Origin of the sequence: Pseudomonas sp. Z003-0.4C(8344-21) (assembly GCF_900104975.1) — a bacterium.
GTDB classification, from domain to species: domain Bacteria; phylum Pseudomonadota; class Gammaproteobacteria; order Pseudomonadales; family Pseudomonadaceae; genus Aquipseudomonas; species Aquipseudomonas granadensis.
Genome location: NZ_LT629756.1, coordinates 614,457 through 641,242, shown reverse-complemented (window position 1 = coordinate 641,242; position 26,786 = coordinate 614,457). Strand labels below are relative to the sequence as shown.

Annotated in this window: 22 protein-coding genes; 10 read left to right on the top strand and 12 right to left on the bottom strand. The window is 61.7% G+C overall.

Annotated elements, in window-relative coordinates:
* Window positions 1–10 precede the first annotated feature (10 nt).
* The gene (locus BLU24_RS02925; protein ID WP_167359941.1) at window positions 11–823 is read right to left on the bottom strand and encodes an HDOD domain-containing protein; all 813 of its coding nucleotides are present in this window, start codon (window positions 821–823) and stop codon (window positions 11–13) included.
* 227 nt (window positions 824–1,050) lie between these two features.
* On the opposite strand from BLU24_RS02925, the gene BLU24_RS02920 reads away from it, so the two are divergent.
* The 6 genes from BLU24_RS02920 (at window position 1,051) to ilvD (ending at window position 8,774) form a co-directional block, all read left to right on the top strand.
* Window positions 1,051–1,590: a type 1 glutamine amidotransferase domain-containing protein gene (locus tag BLU24_RS02920; RefSeq protein ID WP_093097413.1), complete on the top strand. Its 540-nt coding sequence runs from the start codon at window positions 1,051–1,053 to the stop codon at window positions 1,588–1,590.
* 161 nt (window positions 1,591–1,751) lie between these two features.
* Window positions 1,752–2,948, top strand: coding sequence for a class I SAM-dependent rRNA methyltransferase (locus BLU24_RS02915; RefSeq protein ID WP_093097410.1), 1,197 nt, complete (start codon window positions 1,752–1,754; stop codon window positions 2,946–2,948).
* A gap of 445 nt (window positions 2,949–3,393) precedes the next feature.
* A complete protein-coding gene (locus tag BLU24_RS02910; protein WP_093097407.1) occupies window positions 3,394–4,467 on the top strand; it encodes a SagB family peptide dehydrogenase in 1,074 nt (357 codons plus the stop codon).
* A complete protein-coding gene (locus BLU24_RS02905) occupies window positions 4,464–5,441 on the top strand; it encodes a diiron oxygenase (protein ID WP_093097404.1) in 978 nt (325 codons plus the stop codon). The genes BLU24_RS02910 and BLU24_RS02905 overlap by 4 nt, the downstream gene beginning before the upstream one ends.
* The gene (locus BLU24_RS02900; RefSeq protein WP_093097401.1) at window positions 5,434–6,666 is read left to right on the top strand and encodes an MFS transporter; all 1,233 of its coding nucleotides are present in this window, start codon (window positions 5,434–5,436) and stop codon (window positions 6,664–6,666) included. Before BLU24_RS02905 ends, BLU24_RS02900 begins: the two co-directional genes overlap by 8 nt.
* Window positions 6,667–6,932: 266 nt before the next feature.
* Window positions 6,933–8,774: a dihydroxy-acid dehydratase gene (ilvD, locus tag BLU24_RS02895; RefSeq protein ID WP_090287208.1), complete on the top strand. Its 1,842-nt coding sequence runs from the start codon at window positions 6,933–6,935 to the stop codon at window positions 8,772–8,774.
* A 166-nt stretch (window positions 8,775–8,940) separates the two neighbouring features.
* On the opposite strand, the gene BLU24_RS02890 is transcribed toward ilvD, so the two are convergent.
* The gene (locus BLU24_RS02890) at window positions 8,941–9,996 is read right to left on the bottom strand and encodes a phosphorylcholine phosphatase (RefSeq protein WP_093097398.1); all 1,056 of its coding nucleotides are present in this window, start codon (window positions 9,994–9,996) and stop codon (window positions 8,941–8,943) included.
* Window positions 9,997–10,235: 239 nt separating this feature from the next.
* Between BLU24_RS02890 and BLU24_RS02885 the strand changes: the two genes are divergently transcribed.
* The gene (locus BLU24_RS02885; protein WP_090287212.1) at window positions 10,236–11,627 is read left to right on the top strand and encodes an L-cystine transporter; all 1,392 of its coding nucleotides are present in this window, start codon (window positions 10,236–10,238) and stop codon (window positions 11,625–11,627) included.
* A 90-nt stretch (window positions 11,628–11,717) separates the two neighbouring features.
* On the opposite strand, the gene BLU24_RS02880 is transcribed toward BLU24_RS02885, so the two are convergent.
* Window positions 11,718–12,230, bottom strand: a complete 513-nt coding sequence (locus tag BLU24_RS02880) for a dihydrofolate reductase (protein WP_093097395.1) — start codon at window positions 12,228–12,230, stop codon at window positions 11,718–11,720.
* Window positions 12,231–12,315: 85 nt separating this feature from the next.
* On the opposite strand from BLU24_RS02880, the gene BLU24_RS02875 reads away from it, so the two are divergent.
* Window positions 12,316–13,689 carry a DUF2868 domain-containing protein gene (locus BLU24_RS02875; RefSeq protein WP_093097393.1) on the top strand — a complete coding sequence of 458 codons (1,374 nt, stop codon included), beginning with the start codon at window positions 12,316–12,318 and terminating at the stop codon, window positions 13,687–13,689.
* On the top strand, window positions 13,682–15,067 hold the full coding sequence (locus BLU24_RS02870; RefSeq protein ID WP_093097390.1) for a GTPase/DUF3482 domain-containing protein: 1,386 nt from the start codon (window positions 13,682–13,684) through the stop codon (window positions 15,065–15,067). The genes BLU24_RS02875 and BLU24_RS02870 overlap by 8 nt, the downstream gene beginning before the upstream one ends.
* Before the next feature lie 172 nt (window positions 15,068–15,239).
* Here the strand turns inward: BLU24_RS02870 and BLU24_RS02865 are convergent, their stop codons facing one another.
* The 7 genes from BLU24_RS02865 to BLU24_RS02835 all read right to left on the bottom strand — a co-directional run bounded on the left by BLU24_RS02865 (window position 15,240) and on the right by BLU24_RS02835 (window position 24,289).
* On the bottom strand, window positions 15,240–15,797 hold the full coding sequence (locus tag BLU24_RS02865) for a phosphonate degradation HD-domain oxygenase (protein ID WP_093097388.1): 558 nt from the start codon (window positions 15,795–15,797) through the stop codon (window positions 15,240–15,242).
* Window positions 15,794–16,927, bottom strand: a complete 1,134-nt coding sequence (locus BLU24_RS02860; RefSeq protein ID WP_093097385.1) for a TIGR03364 family FAD-dependent oxidoreductase — start codon at window positions 16,925–16,927, stop codon at window positions 15,794–15,796. The genes BLU24_RS02865 and BLU24_RS02860 overlap by 4 nt, the downstream gene beginning before the upstream one ends.
* A 143-nt stretch (window positions 16,928–17,070) precedes the next feature.
* The gene (locus BLU24_RS02855) at window positions 17,071–18,096 is read right to left on the bottom strand and encodes a putative 2-aminoethylphosphonate ABC transporter substrate-binding protein (protein WP_093097383.1); all 1,026 of its coding nucleotides are present in this window, start codon (window positions 18,094–18,096) and stop codon (window positions 17,071–17,073) included.
* Between the two features lie 36 nt (window positions 18,097–18,132).
* Window positions 18,133–19,857 carry a putative 2-aminoethylphosphonate ABC transporter permease subunit gene (locus BLU24_RS02850; RefSeq protein WP_093097381.1) on the bottom strand — a complete coding sequence of 575 codons (1,725 nt, stop codon included), beginning with the start codon at window positions 19,855–19,857 and terminating at the stop codon, window positions 18,133–18,135.
* Entirely contained in the window at window positions 19,857–20,933 is a 1,077-nt protein-coding gene (locus BLU24_RS02845) for a putative 2-aminoethylphosphonate ABC transporter ATP-binding protein (RefSeq protein WP_093097379.1), read from the bottom strand. The genes BLU24_RS02850 and BLU24_RS02845 overlap by 1 nt, the downstream gene beginning before the upstream one ends.
* Window positions 20,934–21,090: 157 nt before the next feature.
* Window positions 21,091–21,954, bottom strand: a complete 864-nt coding sequence (locus BLU24_RS02840; protein ID WP_093097377.1) for a LysR family transcriptional regulator — start codon at window positions 21,952–21,954, stop codon at window positions 21,091–21,093.
* Between the two features lie 16 nt (window positions 21,955–21,970).
* Window positions 21,971–24,289, bottom strand: coding sequence for a heavy metal translocating P-type ATPase (locus BLU24_RS02835; RefSeq protein WP_093097375.1), 2,319 nt, complete (start codon window positions 24,287–24,289; stop codon window positions 21,971–21,973).
* 84 nt (window positions 24,290–24,373) lie between these two features.
* Here BLU24_RS02835 and cadR point away from each other — a divergent pair, with 84 nt between their 5' ends.
* Window positions 24,374–24,823 carry a Cd(II)/Pb(II)-responsive transcriptional regulator gene (cadR, locus tag BLU24_RS02830; protein ID WP_093097372.1) on the top strand — a complete coding sequence of 150 codons (450 nt, stop codon included), beginning with the start codon at window positions 24,374–24,376 and terminating at the stop codon, window positions 24,821–24,823.
* A gap of 125 nt (window positions 24,824–24,948) precedes the next feature.
* Here cadR and BLU24_RS02825 read toward each other — a convergent pair whose 3' ends face one another.
* Together BLU24_RS02825 and lgt are read right to left on the bottom strand one after the other, a co-directional pair.
* A complete protein-coding gene (locus BLU24_RS02825; protein WP_093097371.1) occupies window positions 24,949–25,920 on the bottom strand; it encodes a thymidylate synthase in 972 nt (323 codons plus the stop codon).
* Between the two features lie 50 nt (window positions 25,921–25,970).
* Window positions 25,971–26,786 (bottom strand): prolipoprotein diacylglyceryl transferase, encoded by an 816-nt coding sequence (lgt, locus tag BLU24_RS02820; protein ID WP_090287239.1) that lies wholly within the window; start codon window positions 26,784–26,786, stop codon window positions 25,971–25,973.

Genomic DNA, 26,786 nt, shown 5'->3' with positions numbered 1-26,786 from the left:
TGTCCTCGATTCAATGCGCGCCGAGGTCGCGGATCGTTTGCTTGAGGGTTTCGAAGTCGTAGTCCGACAGGCCTACGTAATCGAGCACCAGCGGGCCGACGGCGTTCCACTCGAAGTCTTCGGTCTGGTTGCCCAGCACCCGATACGACGCGCAGATGTTTTCGGCCATTTTCAGAATCGCCAGGAGGTTCTTCAGCTGACTGTTCTTCGACGACTCGTCGCTGAAAATCGCCAAAGCGTTGTGGTGATTGGCGATGGCCGCGCTGACATGCTCCGGCAACCGCCAGGATTTCGCGGTGTAGTAACCAACCACGGCATGGTTGGTGTTGAACACGCGGTTTTCCGTGTCGACCACACGGCATTCCGGGCTGGCGCTGGCGTAGGCCTCTTCCAGTACGGTCATGTAATCGGGGAAGCGCTGCAGCATCAATGGCACGCCGCAATCGTGGAACAGCCCCAACGCATAGGCTTCGTCGCCGGCCTGGGTGCCGATGCGCTTGGCCAGGGTCAGGCAGGTCATCGCCACGTCCTGGGCGGTGTCCCAGAAGCGGTTGAGGGTGACGATGGTGTCGTCGTTCATTTCGCCTTTGATCGACTGCGCGTTGATCAGGTTGATGATCGAACGGCTGCCCAGCAGGTTCACCGCACGCTGGATCGAAGTGATCTTGTTGCTCAGGCCGTAATACGGAGAGTTGACGATCTTCAGCAGCGCGCCGGACAGGCCCGGGTCCTGGGAGATGAGCTTGGCGATCACCTCCAGATCCGGGTCGGGCATGTACTGCTCCATTTGCAGATCCACCATGATCTGCGGTTGCGCCGGCACACTGATGCCTTGCAGCGATTGTTGAATCTGTTCGGTGGTCAGCTCTTGGGACATAAGTACACACTCTGGGACAGGCGGCGATTCTAACCGCTGAAACCGCAGGGCGACACACCGACGGGCACATCGCCGGAACTTTCATTCAAGCCCAGGCTTCGGAATCTGTGAGGCCCGCTGCACTTTTCACGTCCGGCGCGGTGAAAAATTCCCACAGACTCAGGAGCTTATCGATGGTTAATTCCCTGAACGGCAAACGCGTCGCTTTTTTGGTAACCGATGGTTTCGAACAGGTGGAACTGACAGGTCCCAAGGAAGCCCTTGACCAGGCCGGCGCTCAGACCGAAATTCTCTCGGCGAAGGCCGGCACGGTGAAGGGCTGGAACCATGACAAACCGGCGGACGACTTCCCCGTCGCCAACACCTTCCAGGCCGTCGACATCGATCAATACGACGCCGTGGTCCTGCCTGGCGGTGTACAGAATTCGGACACCATTCGCATCGATGAAAATGCCCAGCAACTGGTCAAGTCTGCCGCCTCGGCCGGCAAGCCGATTGCCGTGATCTGCCATGGCAGTTGGCTGCTGATCTCCGCCGGACTGGTCAATGGCAAGACCATGACGAGCTATAAAACCGTCAAGGACGATCTGGTCAACGCCGGTGCCAACTGGGTCGATCAGGAAGTGGTCAAGGACGGCAACCTGATCAGCAGCCGCCAGCCAGACGATGTGCCGGCATTCAGTCAGGCCCTGATTGACGCACTGGCGGCGTAAGCGCTGAAATCGCTTTCGCGAGCAGGCTCGCTCCCACAGGTATTCGCAATACCAATGTGGGAGCGGGCCCGCTCGAAGGCTTCATCAGCGTTTCATCGCATCCCCGGCCCTGCGCAAACCTCAACACGCTATACTCCCGCTCTTTTTTCCGGAGCGACGTCATGTCCCTGCCTAGCCTGCGCCTCAAAGCCAACGCCGACCGTCGCCTGCGCGCCGGTCATCTGTGGGTCTACAGCAACGAAATCGATGTAGCCGCGACCCCGTTGCACGGCTTCAACGCTGGCGATCAAGCCATCCTCGAAGCCGCGGGTGGCAAGCCGCTGGGCATCGTCGCGATGAGCCCGAACAACCTGATCTGTGCCCGCCTGCTGTCGCGCGACATCAAAGTTGCGCTGGACAAGTCCTTGCTGGTGCACCGTTTGAACGTGGCACTGTCGCTGCGCGAACGCCTGTTCGACAAGCCGTTCTATCGCCTGGTCTACGGCGATTCCGACCTGCTGCCGGGGCTGGTGGTCGACCGTTTTGGCGACATTCTGGTGGTGCAGATCGCTTCGGCAACCATGGAAGCGCACAAGGACGACGTGATCGCCGCCCTGACCCAAGTGCTCAAGCCAAGCGGCATTCTGTTCAAGAACGACTCCGCCGCCCGTGATGCCGAAGGTCTCAACCGTTACGTCGAAACCGTGTTCGGTCTGGTCCCGGAGTGGGTTGCGCTGGAAGAAAACGGCGTGAAATTCGAAGCTCCGGTGATTCAGGGGCAGAAAACCGGCTGGTTCTACGACCACCGCATGAACCGCGCCCGCCTCGCCCCTTACGCCAATGGCAAACGCGTCCTCGACCTCTACAGCTACATCGGCGGGTGGGGTGTGCAAGCGGCCGCGTTCGGCGCCAGCGAAGTGTTCTGCGTCGACGCTTCGGCGTTCGCCCTCGACGGCGTTGAGCGTAACGCGGCGCTGAACGGTTTCGCCGACAAGATGACCTGCATCGAAGGCGATGTCTTCGAAGCCCTGAAAGAATTGAAAGCCAGCGAAGAGCGCTTCGACGTGATCGTGGCCGACCCGCCCGCCTTCATCAAGCGCAAGAAAGACATGAAAAACGGTGAAGGCGCCTACCGCCGCCTGAACGAGCAAGCCATGCGCCTGCTCAACAAGGACGGTATCCTGGTCAGCGCGTCGTGCTCGATGCACCTGCCCGAGGACGACCTGCAAAACATCCTGCTGACCAGCGCCCGTCACCTGGATCGCAACATTCAGTTGCTGGAGCGTGGCGGTCAGGGTCCGGACCACCCGGTGCACCCGGCCATCGCCGAAACTCGCTACATCAAGAGCATTACCTGCCGCTTGCTGCCCAACAGCTGATTCCTGCTGATAACGGGGGGAGTCAGCAGGCTCCCCCGTTTGTTTTGCACGCCGCCCTGGTGTGCTTTTTGACCTGTTCTGCAAACTTCCTACAATTACTTTCCTCCAGTGATGCAGGACGTTTCTCTGCACCCGCCAACTAATGAAACATTGCCTACAAGTTTAATTAAGCGCAACGACAGCTCTGACAAAATTACTGGACTTTTCCTACCCAATATCCGCTTGCCAATAATCCATTACAAACTATTATGAAGTTGTCACCACGAGGTGACTTCAACTATCAATGAACATGGAGTTCACATTATGAAAAGCATTTCTCTGGAAAGTAAAAAGCTCGCAAACCTGGCTTTTCTGGTTGCCGCTAAAGCCCGTTAAGTAAGGCAGGACGCCGGGGAGTGCCGGCAACCCGGCGTCCTTTCGAATTTACCCAGAGTGAATCGCCCCCATGCACATCAATCCCTATCTTTTCATATTGCCGCGCCCTTGCGGACAAGTCATATGGAACTATAAAAACCATACCCAACATGAACTTGATCTCGACCATACAATTCGCCTGGCGCACTTGATCGACAACCCTGAACTCTTCGACCCGCTAAACATCATAGACACAGAACTATTAAACGCAGGCATTCTAACTATTTCAAAACTCGACAACTCATCCTGGGGCTGGGACGAATTGTCGAAGATTTATCATATCGGCACACAAAATATACCGTGTGAACATACGCCTCAGAATATCCAGGAGTGGGCCAGTCACTATCTGGCGCATTGCAATGAAGTGCTCGCCGCACCGCCACCGGCGACTGATCGTCCGGGATGCGAGGCAGAGCGACGCATTGCCTTGCCCCGGCCTCGCGCCTTGAAAGACGAGAGCCTGACGCACGCCCTGCTGCAGCGCAAAACCTGTCGGACCTACACAGGCGCAGCGGTCACGCTGGATGATCTCGGTACGCTGCTTTATCTATCTTTCGGTTATCTCGAAGAACGCGAGCATGACCGCGACGACAGCATCGCCCACGGACTCGGCGCCCGTCGAAGCAGCCCTTCCGCTGGCGGACTGAATGCCTGCGAAGCCTTTCTGCTGGTGCAGAACGTCGATGGCCTGGAGCCGGGCGTCTACAGCTACCATCCCGCCGAGCACTCACTGAGCCCGGTCAATCCCTTGCCAGAACCCGCCCTGGGCCAGTTGCTCGCTGGCCAGCATTTCATCAACAACCTGCCGCTTGGCGTGTTCATCACTGCTCGTTTCGACCGGCTCTGGTGGAAATATGAGCATTCACGGGCCTACCGCATGGCCTTCGTCGAAGCCGGTCACCTGTCGCAATCCTTCCAGTTGGTCGCCACCGCGCTTGGCCTCAATACCTGGCTGACCGGTGCGTTTGCCGATCGGCAGGTCGAAGCCCTGCTGTCACTTGAGGGCAGCGCCGAACAACCGCTGTTCTTCGTCGGCTGTGGGCACAGTGACGGCCAGGCGATGTGCGACGAGATGCACGAACTGTTGAGCGAGGGCCACGCATGAGCCTGACGACCGCCGAGCCGGATGAAGCGCCAGTGTCATGGGCACTGAAGTTCACCCTCAAGGATTGGGAAAGCCGCGCCTCGGTGCGCAGCAGCACCCATGACTACCTGTTACCGGACGACGTGGCCCTGCAACTGCAAACCCGTCATTGGTTCCCCCCAGCCTTCATTCCCTATCTGGCGCACCCGGCGATCCAGGCGGCGGGGCGCGACGTGCAGCACCGATTGTCCGCCAACCACCTGGTGCACTTTCTCGATTACACCACCCTGCTCGAACACCGCATCGTCAATCGCGCCGTGGAAGTGATCGTGCACCGTGAGCTGCCGGTTTTCGTTCCGCTGGCGATGAAACACGCGGCATTGCAGCTCTATACCGACGAGGGCTACCACGCGTTGTTCTCCAATCGGCTGGCTGAGCAGATCGCCGGCTTCTATGACATCAGCGGACGTCCGGTATTGCCGAAGCGCATCGCACGTCTCAATGCCTTGATCGCCCGCACCCCGGAAAAGCACCGACCACTGGCATGGTTTCTGCTGGGCTTCGTCTCGGAAACCATCATCGCCCGCGAGCTGCTGGACGTTTGTCGCGACAGCCTGGTATCCAGTGTAAGCGACATGCTGCGCGACCATCTGACCGATGAGGCCCGTCACAGCCGTTATTTCGCCGAAGTGTTCCATTACCTGTGGCTGTCGATGCTCAGCCGTCAGCGCACGTTCGTGAGCAGAACCGTGCTGGAAATCATCGGCATTTTTTTCGAGGCCGACGAACGCTGGCTGCAGCAGAGCCTGCGTGGCGCAGGCATTGCCGAGGCGGACGTGATGGAAATCGTCGGCGGCATGGCCACGGTGCAAGCCAACCGTACTCGAGCGCGATCAGGTGCCGTCGCCACACTGGATGCACTGAGCAAGGCCGGTTTTTTTGCACTGGCCCATAACCGGACACTTTTCGCCAGGGCAGGACTGATCGATGGATAACGCGACATCCGTAGTAACCGCCAGACAGCGCCGCGCAGCGGTGGGCTTGTTGCTGACGATGGTGCTGCTTGGCGTGTTCCCGCTGGATGTGCTGCTGCCCTCGTTTCCGGCATTGGCGGCGCACTTTGCCCGTTCACCGGCAGACATCGCGCTGTCGATCAGCCTGTTTGCGGTGGGCATCGCGTTTGCCCAGTTATTGATCGGTCCGCTATCAGACGTTATCGGCCGCAAGGGCTTGCTGCTGGCGGGCATGAGTGTGTCGATGCTCGGCGCAGTCGGTTGTGTGATGACCAGCGATTTCACGCTGTTCCTGATATTCCGGGTCATGCAAGCAGTGGGGTGCGGATGCTTCGTGCTGTCCCAGGCGTTGGTGCAGGATCTGTTCGAAGGGGCTGAGCGCGACCGGCTGCGCATCCTGATGGTCACGGTTACGGGAATATTCATCTCGGTGTCGCCGCTGGCCGGCACTTTCCTGCAGGCAACGCTCGGCTGGCGCGGCAGCTTCTGGGTGTTCACAGCGCTGTCTGCCGTGGTGCTGGTCAAGGCCTGGGTGTTTTTGCAAAACAGCCGTCCGGCCGACAGCAATGCGCGGGTCGGCTTCATCCGCTCCTATCGCCGCGTATTGGGCGACTTTGAATTTGTCGGTTACTGGCTGATCTCGGCGTTTGCCTTCGCTTGCCATTTTTCCTTCATCGTGATCTCGCCGTTGATCTTCATGGATCAATTGCAGCTCGCCCTCTATGACTTCTCCTTGATCCTGCTGGTGTACGGTGCCGCCTATGTCGTCGGCGGCATTCTTGCCGCCGTGCTGAACCGGCGCATCACCCCGGTGCAGCAGATAGTCACCGGGCTCGGCCTGATATTGCTGGCGGGGCTGGCAATGCTGTATCTGGCCGCCGAGCATGCGCTGGCCCCGGTCACGGTGCTGATCCCGATGCTGATCTGCACCGCTGGCACCACCATCGCCCGCCCCGCCGCGACATCGCGGGCCATGAGCCTGTTCCCTGAAAACGCCGGCACCTCGGCTTCGGCGGGCAGCACGATCATCTTCATTTGTGGCGGTCTGATCAGCGCACTGATCAGCCTCAACCCGAGCAATCTGCAAGCGACGCTGGGCTACTGCTTCGTGCTGTTGAGCGCAACAGCGCTGCTGCTTAACCACCGGCTCAGCCGGCGTGCGAGCAATCTTGCTGCCGGAGCCTCGGCGCAGTCCGACGGCGATTGAAGCTGCCAGTCGTCATTCCACACCGACCGTCTGCACGGCGCAGCACGTTGCGCCATTCCCTCCAGACGCCAGCGGTGTAGAATCGCTTCATTCATCGCCATTCATCCCCGGCGGGTTTATGAGCTCAGGCTGAGACCAGCGGCGATCCCGCAACGTCATCGGCAGCTTCCGAAACACACGGCTATTTCCGCATGTTCCAGAGGTCCATAGAAGCTCACTCCCCTTTAGCACCTGATTAGCACCTGATTAGCCGCCCGGAGTGTTCCATGCCAGATTATCGTTCCAAAACATCCACCCACGGCCGCAACATGGCCGGCGCCCGCGCACTGTGGCGCGCCACGGGGATGAAGGATGACGACTTCAAAAAGCCGATCATCGCCATTGCCAACTCGTTCACCCAGTTCGTCCCGGGCCACGTACACCTGAAGGATCTGGGCCAACTGGTCGCCCGAGAAATCGAACGCGCCGGCGGTGTGGCAAAGGAATTCAACACCATTGCCGTGGATGACGGCATCGCCATGGGCCACGACGGCATGCTCTATTCGCTGCCGAGCCGCGAGATTATCGCCGACTCCGTCGAGTACATGGTCAACGCCCACTGCGCCGACGCCATCGTCTGCATCTCCAACTGCGACAAGATCACCCCAGGCATGTTGATGGCAGCTTTGCGCCTCAACATTCCGGTGATCTTCGTTTCCGGCGGCCCGATGGAAGCCGGCAAGACCAAACTCGCTTCCCACGGTCTCGATCTGGTCGACGCCATGGTGATCGCCGCCGACTCCAGCGCTTCTGACGAGAAAGTCGCCGAGTACGAGCGCAGCGCCTGCCCGACGTGCGGTTCGTGCTCCGGCATGTTCACCGCCAACTCGATGAACTGCCTGACCGAAGCACTGGGCCTGGCCTTGCCGGGCAACGGTTCGACCCTCGCCACCCACAGCGACCGCGAGCAGTTGTTCCTGCAGGCTGGCCGCACCATCGTCGAGCTGTGCAAGCGTTACTACGGCGAGAACGACGAGTCGGTGTTGCCGCGCAACATCGCCAACTTCAAGGCGTTCGAGAACGCGATGATGCTCGACATCGCCATGGGCGGGTCGACCAACACCATCCTGCACTTGCTCGCCGCCGCCCAGGAAGCCGAGATCGATTTCGACCTGCGCGACATCGATCGCCTCTCGCGCAGCGTTCCGCAGCTGTGCAAGGTGGCACCGAACATTCAGAAGTACCACATGGAAGACGTGCACCGCGCCGGCGGCATTTTCAGCATCCTCGGTTCGCTGGCCCGTGGCGGCCTGCTGCACACCGACCTGCCGACCGTGCACAGCCGCAGCATGGAAGAAGCCATCGCCAAGTGGGACATCACCCAGACCAGCGACGAGGCTGTGCATCATTTCTTCAAGGCCGGCCCGGCAGGCATTCCGACGCAGACTGCGTTCAGTCAGTCGACTCGCTGGGAAACCCTGGACGACGACCGTGAAAACGGCTGCATCCGCAGCTTCGAGCACGCCTACTCGAAAGAAGGTGGCCTGGCCGTGCTGTACGGCAACATCGCGCAGGATGGTTGCGTGGTGAAAACCGCCGGCGTCGATGAGTCGATCCACGTCTTCGAAGGAAACGCCAAGATCTTCGAAAGCCAGGACAGCGCCGTGCGCGGCATCCTCGCCGACGAAGTGAAAGAAGGCGACATCGTCATCATTCGCTACGAAGGCCCGAAAGGCGGCCCGGGCATGCAGGAAATGCTCTACCCGACTTCGTACCTGAAGTCCAAAGGCCTGGGCAAAGCCTGTGCCTTGCTGACCGATGGCCGTTTCTCTGGCGGCACGTCGGGCCTGTCCATCGGTCACGCTTCGCCAGAAGCAGCCGCTGGCGGCGCGATCGGCCTGGTGCAGGATGGCGATAAAGTGCTGATCGACATTCCAAACCGCTCGATCAACCTGTTGGTCAGCGACGAAGAACTGGCGGCACGCCGCGCCGAGCAGGACAAGAAGGGCTGGAAACCGGTCGAACAACGCCCACGCAAAGTGACCACCGCCCTCAAGGCCTACGCCTTGCTGGCGACCAGCGCCGACAAGGGCGCAGTGCGCAACAAAGCGATGCTCGACGGCTTGTAAGCGTCCAATCGCAGAAACAAAAATGCCCCGCCAACGTGCGGGGCATTTTTTTGTCTGGCCGATTTAGTCAGTGAGCATGAGGGCCCCATCGCGAGCAGGCTCACTCCTACAGGTGAACGCATTCCAATTGTAGGAATGAGCCTCTCGCGATGGGAGCAACCCGGTCTTACTGAATGTCCTCTGGTTTGACGATCACCCAGTTTTTATCCGCCGTCACCGGCAACCCTTCTTTGGCCTGCGCCGCGGCGTGCTTGGCCATCATGCCGTTGATTTGCGTCATGTACTTGTCCTTGCGGTTGATCCACAAGTGGATGCCGCCCTTGGCCACGTCGACATCGTGGAACAGCATGTAGCCGTCGCTGGTCGGGGTGTCGCCGCCGACCAGTACCGGTTTTTTCCATTCATCGATGTAGGTGAGGATCGCCGCGTGCTTGCCGGCCATCCAAGTTGCCGGGGTCCACAGGTACGGCGTCAGCTCCAGGCCGAGGTTGGCCTTCTCGTCATACTTGCCCGCGGTGATCTGCTTGCGCGCAGTAGTCAGTTCTTGCGTCTCGCGGTTTTTCAGCAGCAGGCTGACGCCAATGACGTTCTGCGGTTTGACGTTGTAGCCGTACTTCGGATCCGCCGCGACCATGCGCACCAGTTCTTCAGAGGCGGCGGTCATCACGTAGACCTCGATGCCGTTTTCCATCAGCTTGTTGTACAGCTCTTGCTGGCCGGTGAAGATCTTCGGCGGGTTGACGTCGAGTGTTTTCACCACATCGCCTTCGTAATAGGTCGCCGGCACCGGTTTGCCCGAAGCCATCAGCTCATCGACGTAGCCCTTGAGTTCCTTGAGAGTGAAACCGGAGAACACTTGCGCCACCCACGGATAGCAGACCATGTCGTCGACTTCGCAGAGGCGATAGTAGTAACTGAACAGGCTTTCCTTGTGCTCGGCGGTGTCCTTGAACGGCATCAGTTTCAGCGACGGGTCAAGTTTGTCGCGGGTGATCAGGCCCTTGTTTTCCATGAACGGCAGCAAGGATTCTTCGAGGTCGTAGCGGTAACTGGTGTTGTCCATGTCGAACACCGCGTAGTTACCCTTATTGGCATTGGCCGCGATCATCGCGTCCAGCGCCTTGGCCTGATCCGCCGGCCAGTGCGTGAGGTCCGTGGCCAAGGCCTGACCAGCCAGACCCGCCGCCAGTGCGACCGCCCACAACGTGCGTGCAATTCTCATAGCGCTACTCCCCGATCGAAAGAGTTCGACGCTAACAAATAAGTGTGACAACCCCCGCCTGTCTGCGACCGCACGCGTCCGTATCGCGCCAGAAACATCGCCGGCAACGACACGGGCTTATTCCAAAAACGACGGACCCCCAGCCATTTCGGTATTAAATCATTGCAAATCAAGCTGTTAGGCTTGCCGGTTCGCAGCAGCCCCGGATGGCTGTTGGCAAAGTCTTTTCTGGAGTCCTCATGAATCTACCGTTGATTCTCAACCTGCTGGTGTTCCTCGCCCTGCTCGTCGGTCTGGCGCAAACCCGTCACACCACCTGGAGCCTGGCGAAAAAAGTCCTGCTGGCGCTGGTGCTCGGCGTGGCGTTCGGCGTGGCGTTGCACACGATTTACGGTGCCGGCAATCCGGTACTGAAAGCCTCGATCGGCTGGTTCGATCTGGTCGGCAACGGCTACGTGCAGTTGCTGCAGATGATCGTCATCCCACTGGTGTTCGCCTCGATCCTCAGCGCGGTGGCGCGTCTGCACAACGCTTCGTCGCTGGGCAAGATCAGCTTCCTGACCATCGGCACGCTGCTGTTCACCACGGCGATTGCCGCGCTGATCGGCATCGGCCTGACCAATCTGTTCGGTCTCACCGCCGAGGGACTGGTCGCCGGCACTCAGGAAATGGCCCGTCTGCAAACCATTCAGAACGACTACGCCGGCAAGGTCGCCGACCTGAATGTACCGCAACTGCTGCTGTCGTTCATTCCGCAGAACCCGTTCGCCGACCTGGCGCGAGCCAAGCCGACCTCGATCATCAGCGTGGTGATTTTCGCCGCGTTCCTCGGCGTGGCTGCCCTGCAGCTGCTAAAGGATGACGTCGAGAAAGGTCAGAAAGTGATCAACGCCATCGACACCCTGCAAGCCTGGGTGATGCGTCTGGTGAGGCTGGTGATGAAACTGACCCCGTACGGCGTGCTGGCGCTGATGACCAAAGTGGTCGCTGGCTCCAACCTGCAGGACATCATCAAGCTCGGCAGTTTTGTCGTGGTGTCGTATCTGGGTCTGGGCCTGATGTTCGTGGTCCACGGCGTGCTGGTGTCAGCGGCCGGGATCAACCCGCTGCGTTTCTTCCGCAAGATCTGGCCGGTGCTGACCTTCGCGTTCACCAGCCGTTCGAGCGCAGCGACCATTCCGCTGAGCATCGAAGCGCAGACCCGGCGCCTGGGCATTCCATCGTCAGTGGCGAGTTTTGCCGCATCTTTCGGCGCGACCATCGGCCAGAACGGTTGCGCCGGCCTCTACCCAGCCATGCTGGCAGTCATGGTTGCACCGACCGTGGGCATCAACCCGCTCGACCCGCTGTGGATCGCCACGCTGGTGGCGATTGTGACCTTGAGTTCGGCGGGCGTGGCCGGTGTCGGCGGCGGCGCGACTTTCGCCGCACTGATCGTGCTGCCGGCGATGGGTTTGCCGGTGTCGCTGGTGGCGCTGCTGATTTCGGTTGAGCCGTTGATCGACATGGGCCGTACGGCGTTGAATGTCAGTGGTTCGATCACCGCGGGTGCGATTACCAGTCAGGTGATGCAGCAGACCGATAAAGAGCTGCTGGATGCCGATGAGCATGCGGAACTCGCTCAGGCTTGATCAGCGCCTGACAGACCACTATCGCGAGCAGGCTCACTCCTACATTTGGAATGCGTTCCCCCTGTAGGAGTGAGCCTGCTCGCGATGCTCTTAAGCCTTCTCCCAAATTTCGAAGTTGTACGCGGGTTTGTCGCCCTCAGCCGCGTTCGGAACGTTCGACACCAGTGTCCACTGGCTCAAATCAAACTCCGGAAACCACGCATCCCCTTCCGGGCTCAGCGCGACCCGGGTCAGGTACAGACGATCCGCTTGGGCCAGCCCTTGCGCATACAACTGCGCGCCGCCAATCAGCATCAACTCATCGACGCCTTGCTCTTTCGCCCATTCTTCGGCGCGAGCGACGGCGGCGTCCAGCGATGGATACACTTCGGCGCCTTCGAGCGACAAATCGGTCTGGCGGCTGACGACGAGGTTCAAGCGCCCCGGCAGCGGTCGGCCGAGCGAATCCCAGGTCTTGCGGCCCATGATGATCGGCTTGCCGAGGGTCATGGCCTTGAAGTATTTGAAATCCCCCGGCAGGTGCCAGGGCATGCTGTTGTCGACGCCGATCACGCGGTTTTCACCGAGGGCCGCGATCAGGCTGAGGGGCAGTGATTTAGTCATGCCGGCGAGGATACCAGAGCCGCGCTTACCCCGATAAGCGCCACAGCGGTTATGCTCAACGCTCATTTAAGCGACGGGACGCCGCGTGACTGAACTGACTCCACTGCAAAACCTCTGGCTTACCGAAACCATCCGCCTGCGCGAAGAATACGCAGGCCCCCTGGATGACCTGGAAGCCAATCGTCTGGCGCGCACCGGTGGCGGCGATCTGCCGAGCCGCATTCAGCGCCGGGCGCGCTGGCTGGCCGACCGCGACGGGCTGACGCCGGCACTCAAGCACTGGCTGCAAGGCGCTCGCCTGGCGTGGGTGCTGCTGAGCATTTTCGCGGTATTGAGCGGTGCCGGGCTGGCCTTCGCCGCGCTGGGGCAAACCCCGGTCAACGTATTCTGGGCCTTGGGCAGCCTGCTCGGTCTGAACCTGATTCTGCTGCTGAGCTGGGCGCTGGGCCTGGTGTTTGCCGGCGAACACGGCGCGACGCTGGGCCGCGTGTGGCTCTGGCTCAGCGAAAAACTCGCCCGCGACGCCAAAGCTGCGCAACTGGCGCCGGCACTGCTGTTGCTGCTGCAACGCCGCAAACTCAATCGCTGGGCACTCGGCACGCTGGTCAATGGTTTGTGGTTGCTGGCCATGCTCAGTGCCTTGGTCGTCCTGCTGATGCTGATGGCCACCCGACGCTACGGCTTCGTCTGGGAAACCACGATTCTCAGCGCCGAAACGTTTATCCACCTGACCCGGACGTTGGGCAGCCTGCCGGCGCTGCTCGGCTTCGATGTGCCGACAGTCGAGATGATTCGCGCCAGCGGCGACGCGGCGCTGGATATCGAAAGCGCCCGGCAGGCCTGGGCGACCTGGCTGGTCGGGGTGCTGGTGGTTTATGGCGTGCTGCCGCGCTTGCTGCTCGCGCTGCTTTGCTGGTGGCGCTGGAACAGCGGCAAAGCCGCGCTGCGTCTGGACCTCAATCTGCCCGGCTACGCGCAATTGCGCGAGCGGTTGATGCCGACCAGCGAACGCCTCGGCGTCAACGACCCTGCGCCTGCGCAACTGCACCGCGTCGACAGCAGCGTCGGCGAACTCGCCAGCGAAGGCGCGCTGCTGGTCGCCATCGAACTTGACGAACAACGCCCATGGCCGCCCGCGTTACCGAAAAGCGTCAGCAACGCCGGCATCCTCGACAGCCGCGAATCGCGGCACAAACTGCTCGAACAACTCAGCCGTTTTCCCCCGGCACGCCTGGCGATTGCCTGTGATCCACGGCGCTCGCCGGATCGCGGCAGCCTCGCGCTGATCGCCGAACTGGCGCGCAATGCCGGCGCCACCCGCGTCTGGCTGCTGCAAGCGCCGCCCGGCGAAGCACTGGATGCCGATCGCTTGGGTGATTGGCATGTCGCCCTGCAACAGCTGGAGCTGCCTTTCGCCGATTGCGCACCGCTGAACTGGCTGGAGACGGGCCATGATTGATCTGCGCAAAGCGCCGCTGAAACTCGCGGTGGTCGGCCACACCAACGTCGGCAAGACCTCACTTCTGCGCACGCTGACCCGCGATGTCGGCTTCGGCGAAGTCTCCCATCGCCCGAGCACCACACGACATGTCGAAGGCGCACGGTTGTCGGTGGACGGCGAGCCGCTGCTCGATCTCTACGACACGCCGGGGCTGGAAGATGCGATCGCCCTGCTGGATTTTCTCGAACGCCTGGAGCGCCCCGGCGAACGCCTCGACGGCCCGGCGCGGTTGGCGCGGTTCCTCGATGGCAGCGAGGCGCGCCAGCGCTTCGAGCAGGAAGCCAAGGTGCTGCGACAACTGCTCGCTTCCGACGCCGGCCTTTACGTGATCGATGCCCGCGAACCGGTATTGGCCAAATACCGCGATGAGCTGGAAGTGCTCGCCAGTTGCGGCAAACCGCTGCTGCCGGTGCTGAATTTCGTCAGCAGCGCCAACCATCGCGAACCCGATTGGCGTGAAGCGCTGGCACGCTTGGGTCTGCATGCGCTGGTGCGTTTCGACAGCGTGGCGCCGCCGGAAGATGGCGAGCGGCGCTTGTATGAAAGCCTGGCGCTGCTGCTGGAAACCGCCCGCCCGCAACTCGAGAGATTGATCGCCGATCAACAGGCCCAGCGCCTCGCCCGCCAGCAGAGCGCGGCACGCTTGATTGCCGAGTTATTGATCGACTGCGCCGCCTGCCGACGCAGCGTGGTCAGCGAGGCCGAGCAGGAACAGCAGGCAATCAGCGAACTGCGCAAGGCGGTCCGTCAGCGTGAGCAGAAATGCGTCGAGGCGTTGCTCAAGCTCTACGCGTTCCGCCCACAGGACGCGGCAGCCAGTGATTTGCCGTTGCTCGACGGCCGTTGGGGCGATGACCTGTTCAACCCGGAAACCCTGAAACAGCTCGGCGTACGGGTCGGCGGCGGGATCGCGGCAGGCGCGGCCGCCGGGGCCGGCGTCGATCTGCTGGTCGGCGGCCTCACCCTCGGCGCAGCGGCGCTGGCCGGAGCGATCGCCGGCGGCGCAGTGCAGACTGCGCGCAGTTATGGCAGCCGCTTGCTTGGCAAGATCAAAGGCCAGCGGGAATTGACCGTGGATGACGGCGTGTTGCGGCTGTTGGCGTTGCGGCAGCGGCAGTTGGTGCTGGCGTTGGATCAACGCGGGCATGCAGCGATGGACGCGGTTCAGGTTGCAACACCTGTGGATAAAACCTGGCGCGAAGGCAAGTTGCCGGAAGCCTTGAACAAGGCGCGGGCGCATCCGCAGTGGTCGTCGCTCAATCCGCATCCGAAGCTGAATCAGGCGGAAAGGCAGGAGCAGGTTGAGGCGCTGGTCGGTAAGGTGCTTGAGCTTTAGATCGCTACCCCCTCATCCCAGCCCTCTCCCCCAAGGGGCGAGGGGGAAAGGGAGCCGATTTGCGTACTTTACAAATCTGAGTTCGACTGGATATCTCAGGCCGGTGTATGACCCGAGAACAACCCGGCCGGCCCCCTCTCCCTCCGGGAGAGGGCTGGGGTGAGGGTGACCATCATGAGCACGACAGCAAGCTCACTGCCTTGCGCTTCAACAACTCAAGATCCACCACCGGCACCGCCCCCTCCTTCGCCAACTCATCCCAGCGCCGCATGCGCAAACTCAGCGCACACAACGGATCAGCCTCGAATGCATCCGCCTCAGCCGCGCTCATCACCCCGCCCTGATATTCCAGCGTCCTGCGACTCGCCTCACTCAACCGCGCGTAATAGCCCGGCTCACGCAAGGTCAGATAACGCTTGGCCTGAACGTGATACTCCACCAGCCGCGCCAGCCGTTCGCTGAAACCCGCCTCACGCAGATAATCCGCACCCAGCCGCTCATGGCTGACGACGCCATAACCGCCCATGTTCTGCGCACCCTCGGCACACAAATGGCCGATGTCGTGAAAGAACGCCGCGAGCACCACTTCATCATCGCAGCCCTCAGCCATGGCCAGCTCGGCTGCCTGCGACATGTGTTCAAGCTGCGACACTGGTTCGCCGATGTAATCACTGGCGCCGAAACGTTCATACAAGCCGAACACCCGCGCCACCACTTGCTCCGGATTCATGCCTCCTCCAGCCACTGCGCAATGTTGCGCTCGGCCATGGCCGGGCCGACGCTCATGCCGACGCCGGTGTGCATCAGCGCCACGCTCAAGCCCGGTGCCGGGCGCAGCAATGAAAACGGACCCGGCCCGCGAGAACCATAGACGCCCTGCCAGCGCTCGACCACGTGCACCTTGCAACCGAGGGTCTGCTCGGCCAGTTCGAGCATCCAGTTATCCACTTGCTCGGCGTTGAACGGCAACGGATCGCTGCCGTAATGGTGCGAGTCGCCAATGATCAGTTCGCCATACGGCGTCGGGCTGATCAGCAGGTGGATGCCGTTGTCATGCAGGTGCGGTTGCTCGCGCAGGATCTGCGCCTGCACCGCCGCCGCTTCGGGCAGATCGGCGAAGGCGCCGTAGTGCACGCAGCTCAGACCGGTAAGCAAGGCGTGTTGCAGGTTCAGTTCCGTGTGCGGTTTGGCGCGGAGCATTTGCAGGCGGCAGATTTGCGGTTCGAGCGCGGCAATCGGCTCGGCGAGCAAGGTCTGATAATCGTGGCCGGAGCAAACGATGATCTGCGGCGCGGTAAAACTGCCGGCGGTACTGTGCAACCGCCCTGGCTCAACGTCGCGTACCAGGGTGGAGAAGTGGAATTCGACACCGAGGTCGCGGCGCAGGTAGTCGATCAGCGCCGGAATCGCTTCGCGTGAGTACAACTGTTGATCATCCCTGCCATGCAGCGCGGCGCGGTGATGGCTGAATTGACCGCCGTACAGATCACGCAATGCGGCACCGCGCAGCAGCTCGACGTTGTAGTCGTGCTCCTGCGCACGACCGGCGCAGAACGCTTCGAGCAGCTGTTCTTCGGCTTCGCTGCGGGCAAACAGGTAAGAGCCGTTGCGCTTGATCTGCAGACCGGCGAGTTGCGCCCAGTCGCCCCAGATCTCGCGACTGGCCTTGGCCAGTTCGAGCATGGTGCCGGGCGGTTGGCCGGTGACCAGCGCCTGGCCGAAGTTGCGCACCGAGGCGCCAAGGGGCGTGGCGGTGCGTTCGAATACGGCGACCTTAAGGCCGCGCTTGGCCGCGGCGTAGGCGTGGGACAGGCCGAGGATGCCGGCGCCGACGATGAGCAGGTCTTTGGGGTGTGTCATTAAGAGGTACTCTGAATGCGCGACCGTAATCGCTGGCAAGCCAGCTCCCACAAGTATCGAGGTGTTCACAAATTACGTGTCCACCGCAAAACCCTGTGGGAGCTGGCTTGCCAGCGATGAGGCCCTGTCAGTCGATAAAGATCTTACTTGGCAGCCACTTTCTCGGACTTGCCGTCATAGCGCTTGCGCCATTCGGTCAGGATCTCGTCGCGATTCTTCGAGGCCCAGGCGAAGTCGTTCTTGATCAGACGCTGCTCGTAATCGGCGGGCAGTTCGGTCTGCGGCTTGGCGATCCCCGGCTGGGCGAGCACGGCGAAGTTCTCTTTATACAAATCCATCGCCTCGGCACTGGCAGAGAAATCGGCGAGTTTCTTCGCCGCCTCTTCGTGCGGCGTGCCTTTGATTACCGCTGTCGCTTCGATCTCCCAGCCCAAGCCTTCCTTCGGCAGGATGATGTCCAGCGGCGCGCCCTGGCGCTTGAGCTGAACGGCCGGGTATTCAAAGGAAATACCAATCGGGAATTCCCCCGCCGCCGCCAGTTTGCACGGCTTGGAACCGGAGTGAACGTACTGGCCGATGTTCTGGTGCAGGCCGTCCATATAGGCCCAGCCCTGCTTCTCGCCGAAGGTCTGCAGCCAAGCGCTGACGTCGAGGAAACCGGTGCCGGACGACGCCGGGTTGGGCATGACGATCTTGCCCTTGTACTCAGGCTTGGTCAGGTCCTGCCAGCTCACTGGCTTGGTCAAACCCTGCTTTTCGGCCTCGACGGTGTTGAAGCAAATGGTCGCCGCCCAGACGTCCATGCCGACCCACGCCGGCGGGTTGGCAGCGTCGCGGTAGTTCGCGCCGATCTTGCCGAGATCCTTCGGCGCGTAGCTTTGCAGCATGCCTTGCTGATCGAGGATCGCCAGGCTGGAAGCGGCCAGGCCCCACACCGCGTCAGCCTGCGGCCGCGCTTTTTCGGCGAGGAGTTTGGCGGTGATGATCCCGGTGGAGTCGCGCACCCATTTGATCTCGACGTCGGGGTTGGCTTTCTCGAACGCTTCCTTGTAGGACTTCAGTTGTTCGGCTTCGAGGGCGGTGTACACCGTCAACTCGGTTTTCGCCGCGAAGGCATTCAGGCTGAAAGAGGCGAGCACAGCAGCGGCCAGGGCCATAGGCTTGAACATGATCGTTTTCCTGTGATGAGTTGAACGGGGTGGGAATCAGTGACCGGGCGCGGTTTGCCGCCAGGCCTGGGAACGGCGCAGCAAGCCGCGCGAAGCCCACGCCAGCAGCAAGGACACGCCCGCCGAGGTGAACAGAATCAGGGTCGACATCGCCGCCGCGCCGCCGACGTTGCCGGCGTCGTCCATGTTCAGCACCGCCACCGCGGCGAGGATGGTGTCGGGGCTGTAGAGGAAGATCGCCGCCGACACCGTGGTCATCGCCGAGACGAACAGGTAGCGCACGATGTCCAGCAGCGCCGGCAGGCAGATCGGCACGGTCACGCGCAAGTAATGCCGATACAGCGGCGCCTTCAGCGACAGCGCCGCCGCTTCGAACTCGGCGTCGAGCTGGCGCAGCGCGGTGGTCGCGGTCATTTGTGCGGTGGTCAGGTAGTGCGCGATGGTGCAGACGATCAGCAGCGTCATCGTCCCGTACAGCACGTGCAGCGGGTTGCCGCTGAGGTTGAAGAAGAAAACGTAACCCAGGCCAAGCACCAGTCCCGGCACGGCCATCGGCACGAAGCTGAGCATGCGTAGCGTGAGGTTCAAGCCGCGCTGGGTACGGGTTTTCTCCATCAGATAAGCGCCGGTGAAGATCAGCACGCTGCCGATCAGCGCCGTACCCAATGCCATTTTCAAACTGTTGCCGTAGGCCAGCCAGCCGCCGCCAGCGGTCTCGTTGAACTGGTAATGGTTGAGCGACAGTGACAGGTTGTATGGCCAGAACTTCACCAGGGACGAGAACACCGCCATGCCGAACACCAGAATCAAAGCGGCGCTGATCAACACGACAATCGCCAGATAGCAGCCGTCGCGCAGGGTCGACGGTGTCGGTTTGAACACCTGCGCGCGACCGCTCATGGAGTCGCCATGCCGACGGCGCAGCCAGGCATCGACCCCGAAACTGAACAGCGCCGGCAGCAGCAACACCATGCCGATCAACGCGCCGCGCCCGAACTGCTGTTGGCCGACCACAGCTTTGTAGGCCTCCAGCGCCAGCACTTGATAGTCGCCACCGACCACCACCGGCACACCGAAATCGGTGATGGTCAGGGTGAACACCAGACAGAACGCGGCGAACACTGCCTGCCGTGTCGCCGGCCAGGTGATGCTGCGAAACGCCTTGGCCGGACTGGCGCCCATGCTCGATGCGGCGTCGAACAGGCGCGCATCGGCCAGCGACAACGCCGACAGCAAAATCATCAGCGCATGCGGGAAAGTGTAAATCACCTCGCCGAGCACGATGCCCCAGAATCCGTAGATGTTGTCCGAGAGCAGCCCGCGCAACATGCCCTGGTTGCCGAACAGATAGACCAACGCGATCCCCGGCAGCATCGACGGCGCCATCAGCGGCAGCAACGAGATCCCCCGCCAGATGCCTTTGCCCGGAATCAGCGTGCGTTGCAGGGCGTAGGCAAACAGGTAGGCCAGCGGTACGACAATCGCCGCGACGCTGAGGGAAACTTTCAGACTGTTGCCGAGCAGCCAGTGGAAATTCGCGCTGGTTACCAGCTCTTTCGCCGCGAGCAAACCTCCGCCCTGCCCGGCCTCGCTGCTGAAGCCGCGCCAGAAGATCGCCAGCAATGGCAGCAGCACCGCGACACCGAGCAACAGCAGCCAGAGGACCTTGCCGCCGAGCACAAAGATCCGATCGCCGATTTCGGCACGGGAAGTCTGCCGCACCTGCTTGGTCGGCAAGGGCAAGGCAATCCCGGCGCTCATCAGGCAAACACCTGCAGGCTGCGCGGCGGCAAGGCGACCATGATTTGCTGCGCACCCAGACGCGGCATCGCTTCCGGTGCCAGTTCGGCGAGCAGCGCATGGCCGGGCAATTGATCGAGTTCGAAGCTCATGCGGCAGCGGTTGCCGAGAAAGGTGATCTCGCGGACCTTGGCCGGGAACAGGTTTTCTTCGTGCACCGGCGGGTTGACGTTGATCGCTTCCGGGCGGCAGAACAATCGACCCGAGGCGCTCTGCACGCTGCCATCGGCCAGGCGCAGATTCATCCCGCCAACCTGGGCGTGGCTGTCGCTGCTGCGCTGGAACGGCAGCCAGTTACCCTGACCGACGAACTCGGCCACGAACGGCGTGGCCGGACGGTTGTAGATTTCCTGCGGGGTGGCGTATTGCTCGACGCGGCCGTTGTTCATCACCGCGATGCGGTCGGCCATCAGCATGGCTTCGTCCTGGTTGTGCGTGACCATCAGGGTGGTGATGCCGAGGTTGCGCTGCAGCTGGCGCAGCTCGGTGCACAGATGCTCACGAACGCGAGCGTCGAGGGCCGACATCGGCTCATCGAGCAACAGCAGTGACGGTGCCGGCGCCAGCGCGCGGGCCAGCGCAACACGCTGTTGCTGGCCGCCGGACAACTGGCCGGGGTACTTTTTCTCGCTGCCGGTGAGGCCGACCAGTTCGAGCATCTGCCCGACACGGCGACGCACTTCGTCGCGACCGCTGCCGGCGAGGCCGTAGGCAATGTTCGCTTCGACGGTCAGATTGGGGAACAGCGCGTAGGACTGGAACAGAATCCCGTAGTCACGTGCTTGCGGGGCGAGGTGCGAGACGTCGCGATCGCCGAGGTACAACTCGCCGCTGTCCTGTTTTTCCAGCCCGGCGATGCAGCGCAGCAGCGTGGTCTTGCCACAACCCGACGGGCCGAGCAGACAGACCAGTTCACCGGCGGCGACATCGAGCGAGACGTTATCCAGCGCGGTGAACGCGCCGAAGCGCTTCTGTACGCTCCGCACTTTCATTGGCGCACCGGGGTTGGTCAGGGCAGTTGCGATGGCAGGGTTCATGGGCAGACCTCATCAAACGGATGAGGCCAATCCTAGGGTTGTAATGCGTCCGTCATGTGGCAGTGAGGCAAAAAGCGCCGATAGTGATATTCGGGGATTTGGGTTTGATTCTGTGTCGCCCGGGCTGACGCCATCGCTAGCACCGGCACTGAAGATCTCAGACGGGGGACATTTCCTGCGCCAGGCCAAGGAACGCCGCCGGCAACCGCGCGCCCTTCCTCTCTTTGAGGCAATACAGATACTCCGGAATCTGCGGCGCATTCTCGATCGTCAGCACACGCAGCTGCGGATCATGCGGCACCTCCTGGCGGGCGATGATGCTGATGCCGATGTTGCGCAGCACCGCCTCGCGGATCGACTCGCGGCTGCCGATCTCCAGCAGCGGCCCGAAACTCACGCCGGCGCTGGCCAGCAATTCTTCGGTCAGGCGCCGCGTGGTCGAGCCGGATTCCCGCATCAACAAGGTGTGACCGGCCAGCGCCGCCAACGCCACATGCGTCTGCGTCGCCAGCGGATGGTTGCGATGCACGGCCAGCACCAGCGGATCAGTGCCGAGCACCCGGCGAATCAGCCGCGCATCATCCAGCAACTGCGATGACGCGGCGATGTCCACCCGGTAATCCTCCAGCGCTTCGAGGACCTGCTGCGAGTTGCCGATTTCCACCGACACTTCCACCTGCGGCAAGCGTTCGCGAAAGGTCTTCACCAGATCGAGGATGTAATACGGTGCCGTCGCGGCGATGCGCAAGGTGCCTTGCACCTGACCGCTGTTGCGCAGAAAGAACTCGATGTCGGCCTCTTGCTGCAACAGCGTCTTGACCATTGGCAGCAAACGCGCGCCTTCGTCGCTGACGCTGAGACGGCGGCCGCCGCGGTAGAACAGCTCCACCGAATACTGGCTTTCCAGATTGCGGATCTGCGTGGTCACGGTCGGTTGACTGAGGCCGAGTTTCTTCGCCGCCAGCGTGATGCTGCCCAGGCGGGCGACCATGTAAAACGCTTTCAGCTCGGCACTCAGCACAACCCACCCTCGTCACTTACTTGCGCAGCAGGCGCAAACCGTTGAACACCACCAACAGACTCACGCCCATGTCGGCAAACACCGCCATCCACATGGTGGCGAGCCCGGCGAAGGTTACCCCAAGAAAGATAGCCTTGATCACCAAGGCCAGGGCGATGTTCTGTTTCAAGATGCTGGCGGTATTGCGCGACAGGCTGATGAACGCCGGGATCTTGCGCAGATCGTCGTCCATCAACGCGACATCGGCGGTTTCGATCGCGGTATCAGTACCGGCAGCGGCCATAGCGAAACCGATCTCGGCGCGGGCCAGTGCCGGCGCGTCATTGATGCCGTCGCCGACCATGCCGACCCGGTGGCCCTTTTTGTACAGAGCTTCGATGGCTTGCAGTTTGTCGGTCGGCAGCAGATCGCCTCGGGCTTCGTCGATGCCGACCTGCGCGGCAATCGCCTCGGCCGTGTGTGCATTGTCACCGGTGAGCATCAGGGTTTTCACCCCGAGTTCATGCAACTGACGAATCGCCTCCCGGCTGCTTTCCTTGACCGTGTCAGCCACTGCGAACAGCGCCAGCGGGCCAGAGCTGTCGAGCAGCAGCACCACGGACTTGCCCTGTTTCTCCAGTGCAAACAGCTTCTCTTCCAGTTGCGGCGAGCACAGGCCCAGCTCTTCAACCAGACGATGATTACCCAAGTGGTAGGTCTGGCCGTCGATTTCGCCTTTGACGCCCCGCCCGCCGAGCGCTTCGAAGTTATCCACAATCGGCGCAGCGAAGTTTTTATCCACAGCGGCGTTGGCGATGGCCAGCGATACCGGGTGATCGGAGCGCCCGGCCAAGGCGGCGGCGATGGCCGGCGCGGTGCTCTCGGCGGTTGCTTCCAGGCACAGGTAATCGGTCTGCACCGGTTTGCCGTGGGTGATCGTTCCGGTTTTATCCAGCGCCAGATAATCGAGCTTGAAACCGCCCTCCAGGTACACGCCACCCTTGACCAGAATGCCTTTGCGCGCCGCCGCAGCGAGGCCGCTGACGATGGTCACCGGGGTGGAAATCACCAGCGCACACGGGCACGCCACCACCAGCAACACCAGGGCACGATAGATCCAGTCGAACCACACGGCGCCCATGAACAGCGGCGGGATAATCGCCACAGCCAGGGCAAACACGAACACCGCCGGGGTATAGATTTTCGAGAACTGGTCGACGAAACGCTGGGTCGGCGCACGCGCACCCTGAGCCTGTTCGACGGCGTGGATGATCCGCGCCAGGGTCGAGTTATTCGCCGCCGCAGTGACCCCGTACTCCAGCGAGCCGGCCTGGTTGATGGTGCCGGCGAAGACTTTATCGCCGGCGGACTTTTCCACCGGCAGGCTTTCACCGGTGATCGGCGCCTGATCAATCGTCGAGCTGCCGCTGACCACCTCACCGTCCAGCGCGATGCGCTCGCCCGGTTTCACCCGCACGCGGGCGCCGAGTTCGACGCTTTTCACCTCCTGTTCGGCCCAGCTTCCGTCCGCCTGCAAGACCGTCGCTTGTTCCGGGGTCATCTGCATCAAGCCACTGATCGCATTGCGCGCCCGGTCCAGCGAACGTGCTTCGATCAGTTCGGCAACGGTGAACAGGAACATCACCATCGCCGCTTCCGGCCATTGGCCGATGAGGATCGCGCCGGTCACGGCGATGCTCATCAGCGCATTGATGTTGAGGTTAAGGTTCTTCAGGGCGATCCAGCCCTTTTTATAGGTGCCGAGGCCACCGCTGAGGATTGAGACCAGTGCAATGATCGCCACTACCCAGGTCGGCGCAGCGTTGCTGAAGTGGATGACTTCGGCGGCCAGCGCCGCGACACCGGACAGCGCCAGCGGCCACCAGTGTTTTTTCACTGGCGCCGGGGCCGGCGCTTCGACGCCCGCCTCCAGCGGCTCGGCGAGCATGCCAATCGACTTGATCGCGTCCACGATCGGCGCCGTGTCCGGCAAGCTGTGGGTGACGCCGAGCACGCGGTTGATCAGGTTGAATTCCAACTGCTGGATGCCCGCCAGTTTGCCCAGCTTGTTCTGGATCAGCGTCTGCTCGGTCGGGCAGTCCATCGCCTCGATGCGGAAGCTGCTCAGGCGCGCATCGGCGCTGGTCGCTTCGCTCAGTTGCACCAAGGCAGGCGCAGCGGCTTTCGACGAGCAGCAGGCATCTTCGTGCGAATGAACCGGGGCCGGCGCAGCTTTCGACCCGCAGCAGGCATCGCCGCCATGTGCATGTTGATGCACAGGCTGCAATTTATGGCTGTGATCGTGCCCGTCGCCCGGCTTGTGGGTGTGAGGGTGGGTGTGCTGGGAATCGCTCATTGGTCGCGTCCATGAAGGTGCCTGTTGCCAAGTAAAGACCCTGTAGCCACTATAGGGTCAAGCACCCTTCTGGAGATGGCTGTCATGAAGATCGGCGAACTGGCGAAACTCACCGACTGCGCGGTGGAAACCATCCGCTACTACGAACGCGAAAACCTGCTGCCGGAACCGGCCCGCAGCGACGGCAACTACCGCGTCTACACCCAGGCCCACGCCGAACGCCTGACCTTCATCCGCAACTGCCGCACCCTCGACATGACCCTCGAAGAAATCCGCAGCCTGCTCGCCCTGCGCGACAGCCCGCAGGATCAGTGCGAGAGCGTCAATGCGCTGATCGATGAGCACATTCAGCATGTGAAAGCGCGGATTGATGGGTTGATGGCGTTGCAGACGCAACTGCTCGACCTGCGCCAACGCTGTGGCGAAGGGCCGGAGGCGGACCAATGCGGGATCTTGCAGCGGCTGGAGGTGAGTGGCGGGGTTGTTGCGACCGAGGTCGAACACTCCCACGTGGGCCGCAGCCACGGCCATTGAGCCTACGCAAATCGAAATGTAGGAGTGAGCCTGCTCGCGATGACGTCGGCACATCCAACATTGATGTGACTGAACAACCGCTATCGCGAGCAGGCTCACTCCTACAAGGGGTATTGCGTGGTTGCTTAGACCGCCATCGGCGCGGTCATCGGCGCATGATGCTCGTAGCCCTCCAGCGAGAAATCGCTCGGCTCGACCAGTTCCAGCCATTCCGGCTGATACACGCCAGTCTTGGCAAACTCCGGCACGCGGTCGGAGATTTTCAGTTTCGGCATGGCGAACGGCTCGCGCTTGAGCTGTTCGTTGAGCATGTCCAGATGGTTCTCGTAGACGTGCGCATCACCGATGAAATAGGTGAACCAGCGCGGCGTGTAGCCGGTCAGGCGACCGATCAGGCTCAGCAGCGCGGCGCCTTCGGTGAGGTTGAACGGCGTGCCCAGGCCCAGGTCATTCGAACGGATGTAGAGCGTCAGAGAAATCTCTTTGGTCTCGACATTCGGGTGGAACTGGTACAGCAGATGGCATGGCGGCAGGGCCATTTCATCGAGCTGGGCGACGTTCCAGCCGTGGAACAGAATTCGACGGCTGCCCGGATCCTTGATGATCGTGTCGACGCACTGGCGCACCTGGTCGATGGCTTTGTAAAGCACCACGTAGGCCTGGCCGTCTTCTTCGCCTTGGGCGATCTGCTTGTAGCCGTTGTTCAGGGTTTGTTCGATGGCTGCGGTGTTGCTCAGCGGGATCTGCTTGTACGCCGGCCACTTGCGCCATTGCACGCCATAGATCTCACCGAGGTCGTCGTCGCCCTGACGGAACGGGTTGGCCAGCCACTGCGCGTTTTCGTTGGCGTTCTGGTCCCAGACCTTGCAGCCCAGCGCACGAAACTCGGCAGCGTTGTTCACACCACGGAGGAAGCCGCACATCTCGCCGATCGCCGATTTGAAGGCCATTTTGCGCGTGGTGATCGCCGGGAAGCCTTCCTGCAGATCGAAACGCAGCATCGCCCCCGGAAAACTGATGGTGTTGATGCCGGTGCGGTTGGCCTGTTTGGTGCCGTTCTGGATGACGTGCGAGACCAGTTCGAGATATTGCTTCATGAGTTACCTGTGTCCTTTGAGCCCCGGCGTCGCGCGCCGGGGTTCGTAGTTTAAGCCGTCGGGGCGAGCGGCGCTGCCGGGGCGCGACGATAGGCCAGCCAGATCAGGAACAGCCCGCCGACGATCATCGGCACGCACAGCACCTGGCCCATGGTCAGCCAGTTCCAGGCCAGATAGCCCAGCTGGGCATCCGGTACGCGAACGAACTCGACGATGAAACGGAAGATCCCATAGAACAGCGCGAACATCCCCGACACCGCCATGGTTGGCCGCGGTTTGCGCGAGAACAGCCACAGAATAAGGAACAGTGCGACGCCTTCGAGGGCGAACTGATACAGCTGCGATGGGTGACGCGGCAGTTGCGCCGGGTCGCTGAACGGCGGGAACACCATCGCCCATGGCACGTCGGTGGCCTTACCCCACAGCTCGGCGTTGATGAAGTTGCCGATACGCCCGGCACCCAGACCGATCGGCACCATCGGCGCGACGAAGTCCATCAACTGGAAAAACGACTTGCCGTTACGCTTGCCGAACCACAGGGCCGCAAGCATTACGCCGATGAAGCCGCCGTGGAACGACATGCCGCCCTTCCAGACTTCGAAAATCAGCGTCGGGTTGGCCAGATAAGCGCTCAGGTCGTAGAACAGCACATAACCCAACCGCCCGCCGACAATCACGCCCATCGATAGCCAGAACACCAGATCGGAAAGTTTTTCCTTGGTCCAGGTCGGGTCGAAACGGTTGAGCCGGCGCGACGCCAGCAGCCACGCACCGCCGATGCCGATCAGGTACATCAGCCCGTACCAGTGGATTTTCAGCGGACCGATGGCCAGGGCCACCGGGTCGATCTGCGGGTAAGGCAGCAT

What these genes read in the sequence shown, in the direction of transcription:
- BLU24_RS02920 (WP_093097413.1), top strand. Translation starts at nt 1,051, where the DNA reads ATGGTTAATTCCCTGAACGGCAAACGCGTCGCTTTTTTGGTAACCGAT.
- BLU24_RS02915 (WP_093097410.1), top strand. Translation starts at nt 1,752, where the DNA reads ATGTCCCTGCCTAGCCTGCGCCTCAAAGCCAACGCCGACCGTCGCCTG.
- BLU24_RS02910 (WP_093097407.1), top strand. Translation starts at nt 3,394, where the DNA reads ATGCACATCAATCCCTATCTTTTCATATTGCCGCGCCCTTGCGGACAA.
- BLU24_RS02905 (WP_093097404.1), top strand. Translation starts at nt 4,464, where the DNA reads ATGAGCCTGACGACCGCCGAGCCGGATGAAGCGCCAGTGTCATGGGCA.
- BLU24_RS02900 (WP_093097401.1), top strand. Translation starts at nt 5,434, where the DNA reads ATGGATAACGCGACATCCGTAGTAACCGCCAGACAGCGCCGCGCAGCG.
- ilvD (WP_090287208.1), top strand. Translation starts at nt 6,933, where the DNA reads ATGCCAGATTATCGTTCCAAAACATCCACCCACGGCCGCAACATGGCC.
- BLU24_RS02890 (WP_093097398.1), bottom strand. Translation starts at nt 9,996, where the DNA reads ATGAGAATTGCACGCACGTTGTGGGCGGTCGCACTGGCGGCGGGTCTG.
- BLU24_RS02885 (WP_090287212.1), top strand. Translation starts at nt 10,236, where the DNA reads ATGAATCTACCGTTGATTCTCAACCTGCTGGTGTTCCTCGCCCTGCTC.
- BLU24_RS02880 (WP_093097395.1), bottom strand. Translation starts at nt 12,230, where the DNA reads ATGACTAAATCACTGCCCCTCAGCCTGATCGCGGCCCTCGGTGAAAAC.
- BLU24_RS02870 (WP_093097390.1), top strand. Translation starts at nt 13,682, where the DNA reads ATGATTGATCTGCGCAAAGCGCCGCTGAAACTCGCGGTGGTCGGCCAC.
- BLU24_RS02865 (WP_093097388.1), bottom strand. Translation starts at nt 15,797, where the DNA reads ATGAATCCGGAGCAAGTGGTGGCGCGGGTGTTCGGCTTGTATGAACGT.
- BLU24_RS02860 (WP_093097385.1), bottom strand. Translation starts at nt 16,927, where the DNA reads ATGACACACCCCAAAGACCTGCTCATCGTCGGCGCCGGCATCCTCGGC.
- BLU24_RS02855 (WP_093097383.1), bottom strand. Translation starts at nt 18,096, where the DNA reads ATGTTCAAGCCTATGGCCCTGGCCGCTGCTGTGCTCGCCTCTTTCAGC.
- BLU24_RS02850 (WP_093097381.1), bottom strand. Translation starts at nt 19,857, where the DNA reads ATGAGCGCCGGGATTGCCTTGCCCTTGCCGACCAAGCAGGTGCGGCAG.
- BLU24_RS02845 (WP_093097379.1), bottom strand. Translation starts at nt 20,933, where the DNA reads ATGAACCCTGCCATCGCAACTGCCCTGACCAACCCCGGTGCGCCAATG.
- BLU24_RS02835 (WP_093097375.1), bottom strand. Translation starts at nt 24,289, where the DNA reads ATGAGCGATTCCCAGCACACCCACCCTCACACCCACAAGCCGGGCGAC.
- cadR (WP_093097372.1), top strand. Translation starts at nt 24,374, where the DNA reads ATGAAGATCGGCGAACTGGCGAAACTCACCGACTGCGCGGTGGAAACC.
- BLU24_RS02825 (WP_093097371.1), bottom strand. Translation starts at nt 25,920, where the DNA reads ATGAAGCAATATCTCGAACTGGTCTCGCACGTCATCCAGAACGGCACC.
- lgt (WP_090287239.1), bottom strand. Translation starts at nt 26,786, where the DNA reads ATGCTGCCTTACCCGCAGATCGACCCGGTGGCCCTGGCCATCGGTCCG.